The organism is Pantoea sp. EKM21T (assembly GCF_011800405.1).
Lineage (GTDB): Bacteria > Pseudomonadota > Gammaproteobacteria > Enterobacterales > Enterobacteriaceae > Pantoea > Pantoea agglomerans.
In genome coordinates this window covers 154,650-169,424 of sequence record NZ_JAALFV010000007.1, presented here as the reverse complement: position 1 = coordinate 169,424, position 14,775 = coordinate 154,650, and the positions used below count along the sequence as shown (strand labels likewise).

19 protein-coding genes are annotated in these 14,775 nt (G+C 55.6%); 11 read left to right on the top strand and 8 right to left on the bottom strand.

Annotation, left to right across the window (positions count from 1 at the left end):
• Positions 1 to 981, bottom strand: a complete 981-nt coding sequence (locus HFD87_RS15765; RefSeq protein ID WP_010251901.1) for a calcium/sodium antiporter — start codon at positions 979 to 981, stop codon at positions 1 to 3.
• On the opposite strand from HFD87_RS15765, the gene HFD87_RS15760 reads away from it, so the two are divergent.
• The 8 genes from HFD87_RS15760 (at position 980) to murA (ending at position 6,014) form a co-directional block, all read left to right on the top strand.
• A complete protein-coding gene (locus HFD87_RS15760) occupies positions 980 to 1,237 on the top strand; it encodes a hypothetical protein (RefSeq protein WP_124889623.1) in 258 nt (85 codons plus the stop codon). The two genes, HFD87_RS15765 and HFD87_RS15760, sit on opposite strands and share 2 nt — an antisense overlap.
• On the top strand, positions 1,209 to 2,024 hold the full coding sequence (gene mlaF, locus HFD87_RS15755; RefSeq protein WP_010251897.1) for a phospholipid ABC transporter ATP-binding protein MlaF: 816 nt from the start codon (positions 1,209 to 1,211) through the stop codon (positions 2,022 to 2,024). The genes HFD87_RS15760 and mlaF overlap by 29 nt, the downstream gene beginning before the upstream one ends.
• A 4-nt stretch (positions 2,025 to 2,028) precedes the next feature.
• Positions 2,029 to 2,811 carry a lipid asymmetry maintenance ABC transporter permease subunit MlaE gene (gene mlaE / locus HFD87_RS15750; protein WP_010251894.1) on the top strand — a complete coding sequence of 261 codons (783 nt, stop codon included), beginning with the start codon at positions 2,029 to 2,031 and terminating at the stop codon, positions 2,809 to 2,811.
• A 4-nt stretch (positions 2,812 to 2,815) separates the two neighbouring features.
• Positions 2,816 to 3,361, top strand: coding sequence for an outer membrane lipid asymmetry maintenance protein MlaD (gene mlaD / locus HFD87_RS15745; RefSeq protein ID WP_010251890.1), 546 nt, complete (start codon positions 2,816 to 2,818; stop codon positions 3,359 to 3,361).
• 15 nt (positions 3,362 to 3,376) lie between these two features.
• Positions 3,377 to 4,012 carry a phospholipid-binding protein MlaC gene (gene mlaC, locus HFD87_RS15740; protein WP_010251887.1) on the top strand — a complete coding sequence of 212 codons (636 nt, stop codon included), beginning with the start codon at positions 3,377 to 3,379 and terminating at the stop codon, positions 4,010 to 4,012.
• A complete protein-coding gene (gene mlaB, locus HFD87_RS15735; RefSeq protein WP_010251883.1) occupies positions 4,012 to 4,317 on the top strand; it encodes a lipid asymmetry maintenance protein MlaB in 306 nt (101 codons plus the stop codon). Before mlaC ends, mlaB begins: the two co-directional genes overlap by 1 nt.
• Before the next feature lie 113 nt (positions 4,318 to 4,430).
• Entirely contained in the window at positions 4,431 to 4,688 is a 258-nt protein-coding gene (gene ibaG, locus HFD87_RS15730; protein ID WP_010251880.1) for a BolA family iron metabolism protein IbaG, read from the top strand.
• Positions 4,689 to 4,754: 66 nt separating this feature from the next.
• A complete protein-coding gene (gene murA / locus HFD87_RS15725) occupies positions 4,755 to 6,014 on the top strand; it encodes a UDP-N-acetylglucosamine 1-carboxyvinyltransferase (RefSeq protein WP_167423640.1) in 1,260 nt (419 codons plus the stop codon).
• A 73-nt stretch (positions 6,015 to 6,087) separates the two neighbouring features.
• Here murA and HFD87_RS15720 read toward each other — a convergent pair whose 3' ends face one another.
• Positions 6,088 to 6,372, bottom strand: coding sequence for a helix-turn-helix transcriptional regulator (locus HFD87_RS15720; RefSeq protein WP_022625265.1), 285 nt, complete (start codon positions 6,370 to 6,372; stop codon positions 6,088 to 6,090).
• Positions 6,373 to 6,609: 237 nt separating this feature from the next.
• Complete coding sequence (ispB, locus tag HFD87_RS15715) at positions 6,610 to 7,581, bottom strand: octaprenyl diphosphate synthase (RefSeq protein ID WP_008925415.1); 972 nt, start codon at positions 7,579 to 7,581, stop codon at positions 6,610 to 6,612.
• Positions 7,582 to 7,838: 257 nt separating this feature from the next.
• On the opposite strand from ispB, the gene rplU reads away from it, so the two are divergent.
• The 3 genes from rplU to cgtA all read left to right on the top strand — a co-directional run bounded on the left by rplU (position 7,839) and on the right by cgtA (position 9,838).
• A complete protein-coding gene (gene rplU / locus HFD87_RS15710; protein WP_008925416.1) occupies positions 7,839 to 8,150 on the top strand; it encodes a 50S ribosomal protein L21 in 312 nt (103 codons plus the stop codon).
• Between the two features lie 15 nt (positions 8,151 to 8,165).
• Positions 8,166 to 8,423, top strand: coding sequence for a 50S ribosomal protein L27 (gene rpmA, locus HFD87_RS15705; protein WP_003851093.1), 258 nt, complete (start codon positions 8,166 to 8,168; stop codon positions 8,421 to 8,423).
• Positions 8,424 to 8,665: 242 nt separating this feature from the next.
• Complete coding sequence (gene cgtA / locus HFD87_RS15700) at positions 8,666 to 9,838, top strand: Obg family GTPase CgtA (protein ID WP_003851092.1); 1,173 nt, start codon at positions 8,666 to 8,668, stop codon at positions 9,836 to 9,838.
• Between the two features lie 72 nt (positions 9,839 to 9,910).
• Here the strand turns inward: cgtA and HFD87_RS15695 are convergent, their stop codons facing one another.
• From HFD87_RS15695 to HFD87_RS15675, 5 genes are read right to left on the bottom strand one after another with little or no spacing between them, the layout of a single operon-like run.
• Positions 9,911 to 10,330, bottom strand: a complete 420-nt coding sequence (locus HFD87_RS15695; RefSeq protein ID WP_029519501.1) for a hotdog fold thioesterase — start codon at positions 10,328 to 10,330, stop codon at positions 9,911 to 9,913.
• Positions 10,331 to 10,332: 2 nt separating this feature from the next.
• Entirely contained in the window at positions 10,333 to 11,091 is a 759-nt protein-coding gene (gene dhbA / locus HFD87_RS15690; RefSeq protein WP_033759623.1) for a 2,3-dihydro-2,3-dihydroxybenzoate dehydrogenase, read from the bottom strand.
• Positions 11,088 to 11,942, bottom strand: a complete 855-nt coding sequence (locus HFD87_RS15685; RefSeq protein ID WP_167423639.1) for an isochorismatase family protein — start codon at positions 11,940 to 11,942, stop codon at positions 11,088 to 11,090. Before HFD87_RS15685 ends, dhbA begins: the two co-directional genes overlap by 4 nt.
• An 18-nt stretch (positions 11,943 to 11,960) precedes the next feature.
• Positions 11,961 to 13,577 carry a (2,3-dihydroxybenzoyl)adenylate synthase gene (locus tag HFD87_RS15680; protein WP_167423638.1) on the bottom strand — a complete coding sequence of 539 codons (1,617 nt, stop codon included), beginning with the start codon at positions 13,575 to 13,577 and terminating at the stop codon, positions 11,961 to 11,963.
• Between the two features lie 10 nt (positions 13,578 to 13,587).
• On the bottom strand, positions 13,588 to 14,766 hold the full coding sequence (locus HFD87_RS15675; protein WP_062759362.1) for an isochorismate synthase: 1,179 nt from the start codon (positions 14,764 to 14,766) through the stop codon (positions 13,588 to 13,590).
• Positions 14,767 to 14,775: the final 9 nt, after the last annotated feature.

Here is a 14,775-nt window from a genome sequence, read left to right as displayed (position 1 = left end):
TTAGCCGTCCATGAATGCCGGCTGCATCCACAGCAGCGTCACCCAGACGAAGAAACCACAGAGTAAAAATAAGCCTGCCGTACGGCCAACGCGGCGGCGACGTAGCAGGCAGAGCAGGGCAAACAGCACGCTGACTCCCAGCATCACCCAGTAATCACGGGCGAAGGCGTGATAATCGACACTGCCAGGGTGAATCAGCGCCGGCAGACCCAGCACAATGGCAATATTATAAATGTTGGCGCCGATCAGATTGCCGATCGCGATATCATCTTCGCCTTTCAGCGCACCGGCAATAACCGTTGCCAGCTCGGGCAGGCTGGTGCCCACGGCGATCAGCGTCAGGCCCATCACCAGCTCGCTGACGCCAAAATAGTCGGCAAACGCAGTGGCATTGTCGATCACCATTCGTGTCGACATCGGCAGGATAATCAGCGCGACGGCCAGCCAGAGAAAGGCCACCGTATTTCCGCTCTCTTCGCGTGGCAGCTCGGCCAGCTGCTCGCGGGTCAGGGTGTCGTTGTTATCCCGTTCTGCTTTACGCGCAATGCGAATCACCACCATCAGATAAATCGCGGCAATGGCGATCAGGCCTATTCCATCCAGTCGACTAAGCTGATTGTCAAACAGCATGAAACCGCTGAGCAGGGTAACCAGCAACATTAACGGCAGTTCACGGCGTATCAGATTAGAATGGACGCTGAGCGGGTGCATAAGCGCAGCGGCACCCAGGATGAGTAAAATATTGGTAATATTCGAGCCGAGCGCGGTGCCAACAGCAAGATCCATCTGGCCATGCTGCGCGGCGGAAAAGGAGAGGATCATCTCTGGCAGCGAGGTGCCGATGCTGACAACGGTCATGCCAATAATCAGTGGCGGGATGCCAAATGATCGACACAGTATAGAGGCGCTAAACACCAGACGATCGGCACCATATGCCAGTAAAAGCAAACCGATAATCAGCAGTGCAGAAGCTACGAACATGAAAAATCCTTGCGTAAAAACCCAGGCCGGCAATGCCTTTCCCGACCGGTTTAAGGTTCTGTTTGGCGAGACAGGCGCTGATTTTGACCGTCCGGACGGCAAAAGTAAATTTAATGACCATTTTCGCCAAATCTTAGCGGTAAGTTTCTGTAAAGCTATCGTGAATCAGGACCGAACAGGCTACCATCGTACCCCATGTTTACGCCCGATCCTTACAAGAGGTTATAATGATCCAGCAGCAATCGAATCTGGTTGAGGTTCGTGGCGTGAGTTTTTCGCGCGGAGATCGCACCATCTTCGATGACATTTCGCTGACCGTGCCAAAAGGCAAAGTGACGGCGATAATGGGGCCGTCGGGGATAGGAAAAACCACGCTGCTACGCTTGATTGGGGGGCAACTTCAGCCGACCAGCGGTGAAATCTTTTTCCGTGGTGAAAACATTCCGTCACTGTCTCGCACTAAATTGTACGAAGCGCGCAAAAAAATGAGCATGCTGTTCCAGTCTGGCGCGCTGTTTACTGACCTGACGGTCTATGAAAATGTTGCCTGGCCGCTGCGTGAACATACCCGTCTGCCTCCTCCGCTGCTGCACAGCACAGTGCTGATGAAGCTGGAAGCGGTGGGTCTGCGTGGCGCGGCCCAGCTGAAGCCCGCGGAGCTGTCGGGCGGAATGGCGCGTCGTGTGGCACTGGCGCGCGCTATCGCGCTGGAGCCGGAACTGATCATGTTTGATGAGCCTTTCGTCGGTCAGGATCCGATCACGATGGGTGTGCTGGTAAAACTCATTGATGAACTGAACCATGCTCTGGGCCTGACCTGTATTGTGGTCTCGCACGACGTACCGGAAGTACTGAGTATTGCGGACTATGCCTATATCGTGGCCGGACAAAAAATTATCGCACACGGCACCACGCCGGAGTTGCGAGCGAACAATGACCCGCGCGTTCGCCAGTTTATTGATGGCGATGCGGATGGTCCGGTTCCCTTCCGTTTTCCTGCCGGCGACTATCTCGCTGATTTAACCGGCTCAGGGAGTAATTAAACTGATGGTGTTGAAGGCGCTGGCGACATTTGGACGTCAGGGAATTGAAACGTGCGCCAGTTTTGGACGCGCAGGACTCATGCTCTTTCATGCGCTGGTGGGCAAGCCAGCGTTCCGCAGACACACGCCGCTACTGATTAAACAACTTTATAGCGTCGGCGTGCTGTCGCTGCTGATCATCGTGGTTTCCGGTCTGTTTATCGGCATGGTGCTTGGCCTTCAGGGTTATCTGGTCTTAAACACCTATGGCGCGGAAACCAGCCTCGGTATGCTGGTGGCGCTGTCATTGCTGCGCGAACTGGGGCCGGTTGTGACCGCGCTGCTGTTCGCCGGACGGGCAGGGTCTGCGCTGACAGCCGAAATCGGCCTGATGAAGGCCACCGAACAGCTCTCCAGTATGGAGATGATGGCGGTTGACCCGTTGCGCCGGGTGGTCTCGCCGCGCTTCTGGGCCGGTTTTATCAGTATGCCGTTACTGACGCTGATTTTTACCGCGGTAGGGATTGCCGGTGGGGCGCTGGTCGGGGTGAGCTGGAAAGGGATTGATCCTGGTTTCTTCTGGTCGGCGATGCAGAATGCCGTCGATTTTCGTGCCGATGTGGTTAACTGCCTGATTAAAAGTGCGGTATTTGCCATTACCGTGACGTGGATTGCGCTGTTTAACGGCTATGATGCGATTCCAACCTCTGAAGGGATCAGTCGCGCGACGACGCGCACTGTGGTGCACGCGTCACTGGCGGTGCTCGGATTGGATTTTGTGCTGACAGCACTGATGTTTGGGAATTGATGCAATGCAAAGCAAAAAAAGCGAAATCTGGGTTGGCATATTTATGATTATGGCGTTGCTGGCGGCGCTGTTTCTCGCGCTGCGCGTCGCCGATTTAAAGTCAATGGGCACCGAGCCGACGTGGAAGCTCTACGCCACCTTTGACAATATTGGTGGTCTCAAAGCCAGTTCGCCGGTCAAGATTGGTGGGGTGGTGATTGGCCGGGTGACCGACATTGAGTTAGAGCCGAAAACGCTGCTGCCGCGTGTCACCATGGACATCAGCGATCAGTATGCGAATAAAATTTCAGACACCAGCTCGCTGGCGGTTCGCACTCAGGGACTACTGGGTGAGCAATTCCTGGCACTCAATTTAGGATTTGACGATCCTGAACTGGGTTCGGCGATGCTGAAAGATGGCGATACGCTGCGCGATACGAAATCCGCCATGGTGCTCGAAGACCTGATCGGTCAGTTCCTTTATAAGAGCGGCGATAATAAACAAAACAGTGAAAACAAGGATGCGCAGGAAGGCGACAGTGCTGCGCCTGCGGCACCGGCTCAACCTTAAAGAAGAGGGTATACCATGTTTAAACGTTTACTGATGATTGCCATGCTGGTGGTTGCGGTACCGCTGACGGCAACCGCAGCCGATCAGAGCAACCCCTACAAACTGATGAATGAAGCGGCACAAAAGACGTTCACCCGTCTGAAAAACGAGCAGCCGAAAATCAAGCAGGACCCTAACTACCTGCGTCAGATTGTGCGTCAGGAGCTGCTGCCCTATGTACAGATCAAATATGCGGGCGCGTTAGTGCTGGGCCGCTACTATCGTGATTCGACGCCCGCTCAGCGTGAAGCCTACTTCAGCGCCTTTGGTGACTATCTGGCGCAGGCTTATGGTCAGGCACTGGCACTGTACAACGGACAGAGCTACCAGATTCAACCTGAGCAGCCGTTAGGCGATGCCCAGATTGTCGCTATTCGCGTTTCCATTATCGATCCCAATGGTCGTCCACCGGTTCGCCTCGACTTCCAGTGGCGTAAAAACAGCCAGAGCGGTAACTGGCAGGCGTATGACATGATCGCTGAAGGCGTCAGCATGATTACCACCAAACAAAATGAGTGGAGCGATCTGTTACGTACCAAAGGTATCGATGGTCTGACGGCGCAGCTGAAATCTTCTGCGGCACAGCCAATCACGCTGGATAAACAACAATAATGCACGAATCGTTACGCTGGGAGCGGGAAGCCAGCACGCTATTACTGAAAGGCGAACTGGATCGCGACACGCTGATGAGCCTGTGGCAGCAACGTGAAACGCTGATTAAAGATGTCGATACCATCGACGTCGCGGCGCTGGAGCGTGTGGACTCTTCCGGGCTTGCCCTGCTGGTGCACCTGCGGGAAATCGCGCGGGCACAGGGTATTACCCCTCGCTTTACGGGCATCAGCGACAAACTGCATTCGCTGATAACGCTTTACAATCTGCAACAGATTATTGTTTCTGCGGATAAAAGCGCCTGATTTCCGGTTGTTATGCTAAGCCCCTGTTTTCAACAGGGGCTTTTGCGTATTTAAGAGTCAGCCGCTTTCCTCTACTATGTCAGCCTTATTATTATTAAGTGAAGTTAAGCCCAATGGAAAACAGTGAAATTCAGGCCGTGCTGATGGCAGCATTGCCTTTAGATGAAGTGCATGTGATGAGCAATGATGGCAGCCATTTTCAGGTGATCGCCGTAGGCGAACTGTTTGGCGAACTGAGCCGCGTAAAAAAGCAGCAGGCTGTCTACGCGCCGCTGATGGAATTTATCGCGGATAACCGCATTCATGCTGTCTCTATCAAAACCTATACTCCCGCTGAATGGGCGCGTGACCGTAAACTCAACGGTTTCTGATCCCCAGCGGGGTGAACTCGTCGCTGGCGAGTCCAATCTTTAGCTAGTTAATTGAGAGCCGTGTTAATGGACAAATTTCGTGTGCAAGGCCCCACCCGCTTAAGTGGTGAAGTAACCATTTCCGGGGCAAAGAACGCCGCGCTTCCTATTCTGTTTGCTGCGCTGCTGGCTGAAGAGCCGGTCGAGATCCAGAATGTGCCAAAGCTGCGCGACATTGATACCACCATGAAGCTGCTGAGCCAGCTGGGTGCGAAGGTGGAACGCAACGGTTCTGTGCATGTCGATGCCAGCGCGGTAGATGTATTTTGTGCGCCTTACGATCTGGTCAAAACTATGCGTGCCTCAATCTGGGCGCTGGGCCCGCTGGTGGCGCGTTTTGGTCAGGGTCAGGTTTCCCTGCCGGGTGGCTGCGCTATCGGCGCGCGTCCGGTTGATCTGCACATCACCGGTCTTGAACAGCTGGGTGCCGAGATCAAGCTGGAAGAGGGCTACGTGAAAGCGTCAGTCAATGGCCGCCTGAAGGGCGCACTGATTGTCATGGACAAAATCAGCGTCGGCGCGACCGTGACCATCATGAGTGCTGCGACGCTGGCGAGCGGTACCACCGTGATTGAGAATGCGGCGCGTGAGCCGGAAATTGTCGATACCGCCAACTTCCTTAACACCCTGGGCGCCAGAATCAGTGGTGCAGGCAGCGATAAAATCACCATCGAAGGCGTAGAGCGTCTGGGTGGCGGTGTTTATCGTGTCCTGCCGGATCGTATCGAAACCGGTACCTTCCTGGTGGCTGCCGCCATTTCGGGTGGCAAAGTGATGTGTCACAAAACCCAGCCGGATACGCTGGATGCTGTGCTGGCCAAGCTGCGTGATGCGGGTGCCGATATCGAAACCGGCGAAGACTGGATCAGTCTGGATATGCACGGCAAGCGGCCAAAAGCGGTCAATGTGCGCACTGCACCGCATCCAGGTTTCCCGACCGATATGCAGGCGCAGTTCACACTGTTAAACATGGTCGCGGAAGGCACGGGCGTGATTACCGAAACCATCTTCGAAAACCGTTTCATGCATATCCCGGAACTGATTCGTATGGGCGGACATGCTGAGATTGAGAGCAACACGGCGATCTGTCATGGGGTTGAAACCCTGTCAGGTGCGCAGGTGATGGCGACCGATTTGCGTGCGTCTGCCAGCCTGGTTCTGGCCGGTTGTATTGCGGAAGGAACGACGTTTGTTGATCGCATTTATCACATCGATCGTGGCTATGAGCACATCGAAGATAAGCTGAAAGCCATGGGCGCAAACATCGAGCGCGTCAGCGAAGAGTAATCCCGCAGATGCTCTGAAAGAGCCAGCCCCCTTTGGGGGCTGGTTTTTTTTCGCCTGAGGATCGCCTGAGTTTTCAGGCGGTATCGGAATGATCGACAGGCGCCCGGATACGTTTTCTGCGATCCAGCAGGCAGTGGGTCTCGGGATCGTAATAGCGGCTGGGCCAGATCTCACAAGGATGAACCTTGATCGCGTCAGCGATCAACCATTCGCCCTTGGGCCATGGACGCGTGAGCGCATTAGCCAGCGTTGATGAACTGAGACCTGCTGCGCGTGATAGCGCCGCGAGTGTCATTCCACGCTTATGCAGCGCCGCGATAATGTCAGCCGGGTGCCAGTCTTCCATCCTTTTTTGCATATCCTGTTCTCCTTTTCCCTGTCATTGCGTCGTCCCGCAGGACGTGAGCTTTCCTTTTTACCTTTATCTGGAAAGATTGAGGTTTTTATAGCAAATAGTTCCCATTAGTTTCCAGTAATATTTGGATCCAGCATCTGATCTGTGGGGTGGCATGCAAAAGGAGTGCAACAGCTAAGAGATAACAAAAAGAAGTGAGAGCAGGGACGTAAAACGGAGCCTGTCAGGCTCCGTGAGGGATCAGAAATCGCGCTGAACTGACATGTGCGCCAGCGACTCCAGCGCACTGCGCCACGGCGATTCGGGCAGAATACGCAAGGCTTCAATGGCTTTATCCGCTTCCTGTTCGGCGCGGCTGCGCGTCCATTCGAGTGAACCACACTGATTCATCGCTTCCAGTACCGGTTCAAGCAGATGGCGGCCATTTCCCTGCTCAATGGCTTCACGGATCATCTTCGCCTGCTCAGGTGAGCCGTGCTGCATAGCATGCAGCAGTGGCAGCGTGGGTTTGCCTTCACTCAGATCATCGCCGGTATTTTTGCCCAGCGTCTCGCCGTCAGCACTGTAATCCAGTAAGTCGTCAATTAACTGGAAAGCGGTGCCCAGATAGCGCCCATAATCCTGTAGCGCTTTTTCCTCTTCAGGTGTGGCTTCAGCCAGTATCGCCGAGGCCTGCGAGGCCGCTTCAAACAGACGCGCGGTCTTGCTGTAAATCACGCGCATGTAACTCTCTTCGGTGATGTCGGGATCGTTGACGTTCATCAGCTGCAGGACTTCGCCCTCAGCAATCACGTTTACCGCTTCTGACATCAGCGCCAGGATACGCAGCGAACCCATGCTGGTCATCATCTGGAAGGCGCGGGTGTAAATAAAATCACCGACCAGCACGCTTGCCGCATTGCCAAACGCCGCGTTCGCGGTCGCTTTGCCACGACGCATATCGGATTCATCCACGACATCGTCATGCAGCAGCGTGGCGGTGTGGATAAATTCGATCAGCGCCGCATTGGTCACGTGCAGATCGCCCTTGTAGCCCATGGCACGTGCGGATAGCACGGCAATCATGGGACGGATACGCTTGCCCCCACCACTGATGATGTAGTAGCCCAACTGGTTGATGAGCGAGACATCTGAATTCAGCTGGTCGAGGATGGTCTGGTTAACGGCAGCCATATCCTGTGCGGTTAATTCATTAATCTGTTCTAAGTTCATTCGTCTTTTCAGCTATGACTCGTTATCTCTGCCATGGTAAGTGCTTTTACCCAGCCAGCGTTCAGGTAATCTGTTACTGATTGTACTTGAATTTTCTGCCTGAGAAACGGTTGCATTCAGCCTGTGTTTTTTTTCTGCAAGAGTGTGCAAAGTGCTCTTGTCTTCTTCTGGAGTTTTGCGTAGAATTCGCGCCCTATTGTGAATATTTAGCGCGCCGCCTGATGAACTAAAAGGCAAGCGCAGAAGCGGAGTTTTATATGTACGCGGTTTTCCAAAGTGGTGGTAAACAACACCGAGTAAGCGAAGGTCAGACCGTTCGCCTGGAAAAGCTGGACATCGCAACCGGTGAAACGATTGAGTTTGACCAGGTTCTGATGATTGCTAATGGCGAAGACGTGAAAATCGGCGCGCCACTGGTTTCAGGCGGAATGATCAAGGCAGAAGTTGTTGCTCACGGTCGTGGCGAGAAAATTAAGATCGTTAAGTTTCGTCGTCGTAAGCACTACCGTAAGCAAGCAGGCCATCGCCAGTGGTTCACTGATGTGAAAATCACTGGTATCACGGCATAAGAGGAGATCTGACAAATGGCACATAAAAAGGCTGGTGGTTCGACTCGAAATGGTCGTGACTCCAATGCAAAACGTCTGGGTGTAAAACGTTTCGGTGGCGAATCTGTTCTGGCAGGTAGCATCATCGTTCGTCAGCGTGGCACCAAATTCCACGCCGGTACCAATGTAGGTTGTGGTCGTGACCACACCCTGTTTGCTACCGCAGACGGTAAAGTACAGTTCGAAGTTAAAGGTCCGAACAACCGTAAATACATCAGCATCGTTGCTGAGTAAGGTTGTCGTGACGCAGACGTTTAACGTCTGAACGCACGAATTGAAGGCCCCGCAGCTCCTGCGGGGCTTTTTACATTCTGCGGTCTGTTGCGGTAAAAGCGACGCATCACAAAAGTTTGCTGTACACTTTATGTACGCACTGGCGAAAGCCAATCCTGATTTATCCGCCGCTGGTCAGCGCAGAAGACCCTGGCGGACCCGTCTGCAGAGTGCTGCAGGCGATTGTGTGACGGAGATAGAAAATGAAGTTTGTAGATGAAGCGACAATTTTGGTCGTCGCCGGTGATGGCGGTAATGGTTGCGTAAGCTTCCGCCGCGAAAAATATATCCCGAGAGGCGGCCCTGATGGGGGTGATGGCGGTGACGGCGGTGACGTTTATCTGATCGCTGATGAAAACCTCAACACCCTTATCGATTATCGTTTCGAAAAATCTTTCCGCGCCGAGCGTGGGCAGAACGGCCAGAGCCGCGACTGTACTGGCAAACGCGGTAAAGATATCGAAGTTAAAGTGCCGGTCGGCACCCGGGTTATCGATCAGGGTACCGGCGAGACACTGGGCGACATGACGCGTCACGGCCAGAAACTGATGGTCGGCAAAGGCGGCTGGCATGGCCTGGGTAACACCCGCTTTAAATCATCTGTAAACCGCAGTCCGCGCCAGAAAACCATGGGTACCCCAGGTGAAAAGCGCGATCTGCAGCTGGAGCTGATGCTGCTGGCAGATGTCGGGATGCTGGGCTTACCGAATGCCGGTAAATCGACCTTTATCCGTGCCGTATCGGCAGCGAAGCCAAAAGTGGCGGACTATCCGTTTACCACGCTGGTGCCGAGCCTGGGCGTGGTTCGTATGGACAGCGAGCAGAGCTTCGTCGTGGCCGATATCCCTGGCCTGATTGAAGGCGCAGCCGATGGCGCAGGCCTCGGCATTCGCTTCCTGAAGCACCTTGAGCGCTGCCGCGTGTTGCTGCACCTGATCGACATCGACCCTATCGATGAAAGCGATCCGGTTGAAAATGCCCGCATCATTCTCGGCGAGCTGGAAAAGTACAGCGAGAAGCTGTTCAACAAGCCACGCTGGCTGGTCTTCAACAAAATTGATCTGATCAGTGAAGAAGAAGCGCAGTCACGGGCTAAAGCGGTGGCTGAAGCGCTGGGCTGGGAAGATAAGTATTACCTGATTTCTGCCGCAAGCCGTACCGGTGTCAACGAACTCTGCTGGGACGTGATGAGCTTCATCAACGCTAATCCGAAAGAAGCGGAGCTTGAAGAGAAGCAGCCGGAGAAAGTGGAGTTCATGTGGGACGATTACCACAAAGAAACCATTGAAAACACGGTTGAAGTGGAAGATGAAGAGTGGGATGACGACTGGGATGATGAAGACGACGAAGGCGTTGAAATTATCTATCAGCGTTAACCGATCGCCTGCTACAGCGTGATATGCAATGCCCCCTTTCAGGCCTGAAAGGGGGCATTGTTCTTTCTGCAGCTAGCTCATCACCGCCACACTCAGTCGCGCACTGCAGCACAGCTGATCCCGACCGTTCCGAATCTCAATCTGCCAGCTCTGACTGCGTTTACCCAGATGCAGTGGACGGCAAATTCCCCGCACCAGACCGGCAGAAACCGCACGATGATGGCTGGCATTCACTTCTACGCCAACCACGCTGCTGCCTTCCTCAACCGCCAGATATCCGGCAATTGAGCCCATCGACTCCGCCAGCACCACGGACGCACCGCCATGCAGCAGCCCGAACGGCTGTTGCGTACGGGCATCGACCGGCATCGTCGCTTCCAGATAATCATCACCTATCAGGGTAAAAACGATACCCAGATGGGCCACCAGAGAGTTCTCACCCAGCGCATTCAGGGCGGGAAGATCGATGGATCGCTTCCAGATCGCTGTCATCATCAGGCTCCCAGGGTTGCGCCACCATCAACCACAATATCCTGCAGCGTCACATGGCTGGCAAGATCCGACGCGAGAAACAGTACGGTGGCTGCAATTTCCTGCGGCTGCGCGATCTTGCCCAGCGGGATACCCAGCTTGAACTGATCCGGGAAGCCGGCAATCATCTCCTGCTCACCCGTCGGTGTGTGCCACAGGCTGCGCTGCATATCGGTGTCGGTGGAACCCGGTGAAACGATGTTGCAGCGGACGCCATAGGGCGCCATCTCCAGACCCACGGTCTGGCAGAGACTGCGGAGCGCCGCTTTTGAAGCACCATAAGCGGACATGCCGATACGCGGGGCGTGAGCCGAATTAGACGCGACGGTGACGATGGCACCGGCGCGCTGTTCGCGAAAGCGTGGCAATGTCTGCTGGAACAGATTAAACGCGCCGCCCGCATTGACGTTAAGACACGCCTGCCAGTCGGCAAACGACAGCTCATCGGTGGCACCAATCCGTAAGATACCGGCTGCGTTGACCAGCACATCAATGCGCGGCTGCGCGGCCAATACGCGCTGGCAGATCGTTTTGACCTGCGCCGGATCGGCTACATCCATCGTGTGGCAGGGAAACGGGTAATCATGGCCCTTAAAACGTTGATCAAAGGCCTCGACCTGTGCGCCAGCCTGATGAAAGGCTAACGCAGTATGATAGCCGATGCCCTGGCCGGCACCGGTTACCCAGACGATCTTACCGCTGAAGTCGAATGTGTGGCTCATTTCGCCGGCTCCCGCGTCAGCAGCGCCCACCAGCCATCAATGCTCGGATTTTTCGCCAGGCTGACGAAATCGATATCACGATGTACCTGACGCCAGCGTGCCGCCAGCGCCATCACGCGTACTGAGTCCAGACCGTAATCAATCAGGTTTTCATCATCTTCCGGCACCTCATCATCTTCCAGCAGCGGCAGGATCAACGCGCGCAAATCATCTTTGCTGAGTGGCACAGGCATCAGATCGGCGGTCATCACCACTTTTCCGCTACGGCCCGCGGTGTAGGTCAGCGCCATTATATGTTCCTCACGGCTGAAGTCAGCCAGCGCATCGGCCACCATAAACGGCTGAATATTGCGCATAAACGCATCGGTGGCGGTGGTCAGGCAGCCAATATGGGCATAGACGCCAGTGATAATTAGCTGATCGCGGCCCATCTCCTGCAGGATCGACTCCAGCGGCGAGCGGTGAAATGCACTGTAGCGCCATTTGGTCAGGACCTGATCGTCCTCATCCGGTGCCAGCGCATCCACGATCTTCTGCTGATCGGGATGTTTATTCAGGCCCGGTCCCCACATGTCGTTGAGCAGCGCACGATCTTCATCGCTCTGCGCGTTTGGCTGAGCGGTGTAAAACACCGGAATACCCTGCGCTTTGCAGTAGCGACGCAGGCGGGCAATATTGTCGACTACCTGCTCAACCAGCGGGCTATTTTCGCCCCAGAAGTTGAGAAAATAGCGCTGCATATCGTGGATCAGCAGGGCGGCACGGTCCGGCTCCAGCATCCATTTCACTTTGTTGTTGGGCAACTCGGTGGCGGCTGGCAGCGGATAAGAGGTCAGTTGTGGAATAGCCATTGAAAATCTCCGGACAGATCAGGCTTGCGCTTGTTGATCGGCAAGTTGTTGGCGCAGACGTTTTTTGTCCACCTTTCCGACCGCGGTCAGCGGCAGGGCATCTACGCAGGTAATACGGTCAGGCAGCTTAAATTCTGCCACGCCAAGTTCACGCAGGTGACGACGCAGCGCCACCGGTTTAACCGGCTGACGGGTGACGATAAAGGCACAACTCTTTTCACCCATCAGCTCGTCGCTCATGGAGACCAGCGCAGCGTGGATCACATCCGCATGGCGCTGCAGCAGGTTTTCGATCTCTTCGGCTGCGATCTTTTCGCCGCCCCGGTTGATCTGATCTTTCTCCCGGCCCTGCACGATGATGTTGCCAGAGGGCGTGATCTCAATCAGATCGCCAGAGCAGTAAAAGCCCTGGTCATCGAAGCTGGCGGCGTTATGTTCCGGGCTGTTGTAGTAGCCGCGGAAGGTATAAGGACCACGCGTCATCAGGCGACCGATGGAGCCTGCTGGCAATGGATTACCCTGATCGTCGGCGACCCACACCTCGTCATCCGGGGAGATCGGGCGTCCCTGCGTGGTGAGAATGGTCTGCTCATCGTCATCCAGTCGGGTGTAGTTCACCAGACCTTCCGCCATACCAAATACCTGCTGCAGGGTGCAGCCGATCTCGTTCTGGATGCGCGCGGCCAGCGTTTCGCCCAGCTTTGCGCCACCGACCTGAATGCGTTGCAGCGAGGCCAGCGCAGCATTGCTGCCCCATTCCTGAATCGCCTGCAGCCAGAGACTGGCGGCGGGCGGGACCAGGCCGGTATCGGTGACCTGATGCTTTTCAATCAGCGGGAAGCAGAGCGTTGCGCTGGGATCGGCGGCTAAGATCACCTGTCCGCCCGCGTAAAAAACGCCCAGCGCGCCCGGCGAACTCATCGGGAAGTTATGCGCGGCGGGCAGGGCGATCAGGTAGCGGGTGTCGGCGGTAACATCGCAGATAACGTCACTCTCACGGATGCTGTAGTAGTAATCATTATGGGTACGTGGGATCAGTTTCGGTGTACCGGTACTGCCACCCGACAGCTGGAAAAAGGCGACTTCATCGCCTGCGGTCGGGGTTGCGATGAAGTTGCCCGCGGGTTCAGCCAGCAGGGCGTCGAGGCTGTTTTCCGTCTGCGCGTCATTACGCAGGATCACCTGCTGCAGTGAAGGCTGATCGCGGCGAAGTTGCGCAATAAACGCATCATCGGCGAACAGTGCGTGGCTGCGATCGGCAATTAACAGGCTCGGCGAGATCTGACTGGCATAGGCGGCCAGTTCGGTGCGCTGATGGCTGAACAGGGCGTTCACCGGGGCGACGCCGATTTTGAACAGGGCAAACAGCGTCAGGTAAAATTCCGCCACGTTGCTAAGCTGCACCAGCGCCGTATCGCCTGACTTCAGGCCGCGACGCTGCAATGCCGCGGCCAGGTTGTAACTCAGCGCCGCCAGCTGGCGATAGGTAAATTGTCGTTCACCATCAATCACCGCCACGCTCTCGCTGTCGCGATGACGTTCCAGGATGTCGGTCATCGGCAGATCGAGCCAGTAGCCTTTTTCACGGTAACGTGCAGCCAGATCGTCCGGCCAGCGGCTGTAGGAAATCGTCATACAGGTTCCTTTATTGCAGTCCAAAAGCGCGAAGCATGGTGTCGAGTTTGACGCCGGTTTCACGCCATTCTGATTCAGGTTGTGAGTCCGCTACGATGCCTGCGCCCGCAAACAGCCGCACCCGCGGGCCATTCACCGTACCGCAGCGAATGGTGACGACCCATTCGCCATTGCCCTGATCGTCACACCAGCCGACGATGCCGCCAAACAGCTGACGTTCAAATGGCTCCAGTCGCTGAATCAGCGCCTGAGCACGCTGATGCGGGAAGCCGCTGAGGGCCGGTGTTGGATGCAGCAGACAGGCCAGTGACAGCGCATTTTCGCGATCGTCCAGCACGTCACCCTGAATCTGCGTAGCGAGATGCCACAATGTTGCGGTGGTCAGCAGTGAAGGTGTCTCGGGGACCGACAGCAGGCGGCTGCGCGGTTGCAGCGTCGCGCGCATCGCATCCGTGACCAGCTTATGCTCATGACGATCTTTTGCTGAGTGCATCAGGCTGTCGCCAGAGGCCTGGTCACGCTGCGGATCGCGATGACGCGGCGCTGAACCGGCCAGCGGACAGGAGCTGAACTGGCGGCCCTGCTTACGAATCATCAGTTCCGGGCTGGCGCCAACCAGCGCGCCGCCATCGGGCAGCGGCAGATGAAAGTGATAGCTGTTAGGGTTCTGCGCCACGATGCGCTGCATCAGGGCGGCCGTATCAACCGGCTGTTCCGCCACGATATCCATCAGCCGCGACAACACCACTTTATCCAGATCGCCGCGCTGCGTAGCCGCCACTGCCTGCGCAACCATGTCGATGAAAATGTCATGGTCCGGCACCGCCGTGCGGCGACGTACCTGCGGCAGTTCAGCCTCAGTTAGAGAGGCACTGGCGTTGAGATCGTCACGGTTAAAGGTCTGATACGACTCAGGGATAAACAGCGCAGCGGGCTGATCCACGTCGAAGGGGATTGCACCCACCAGAATGGGATGGGCAATGCCCTGTTTTCTGGCTGAAGCAAAATGGTGCTGTAGTTGCTGCTGAAACTCCCCTGTCAGCTGCTCACCCTGCCTTACCGGCGCGGTAAGGGTAGTAAAACAGCCCTGTGTGGTCAGGCTTTGCCAGGGAGAGGTAAACAGAAAGCCACGGCAGAGTGCCGGGAAATCCTGCAACAAGGGATGTTCAAACGCCAGCGATTCCACCATAATTTCCAC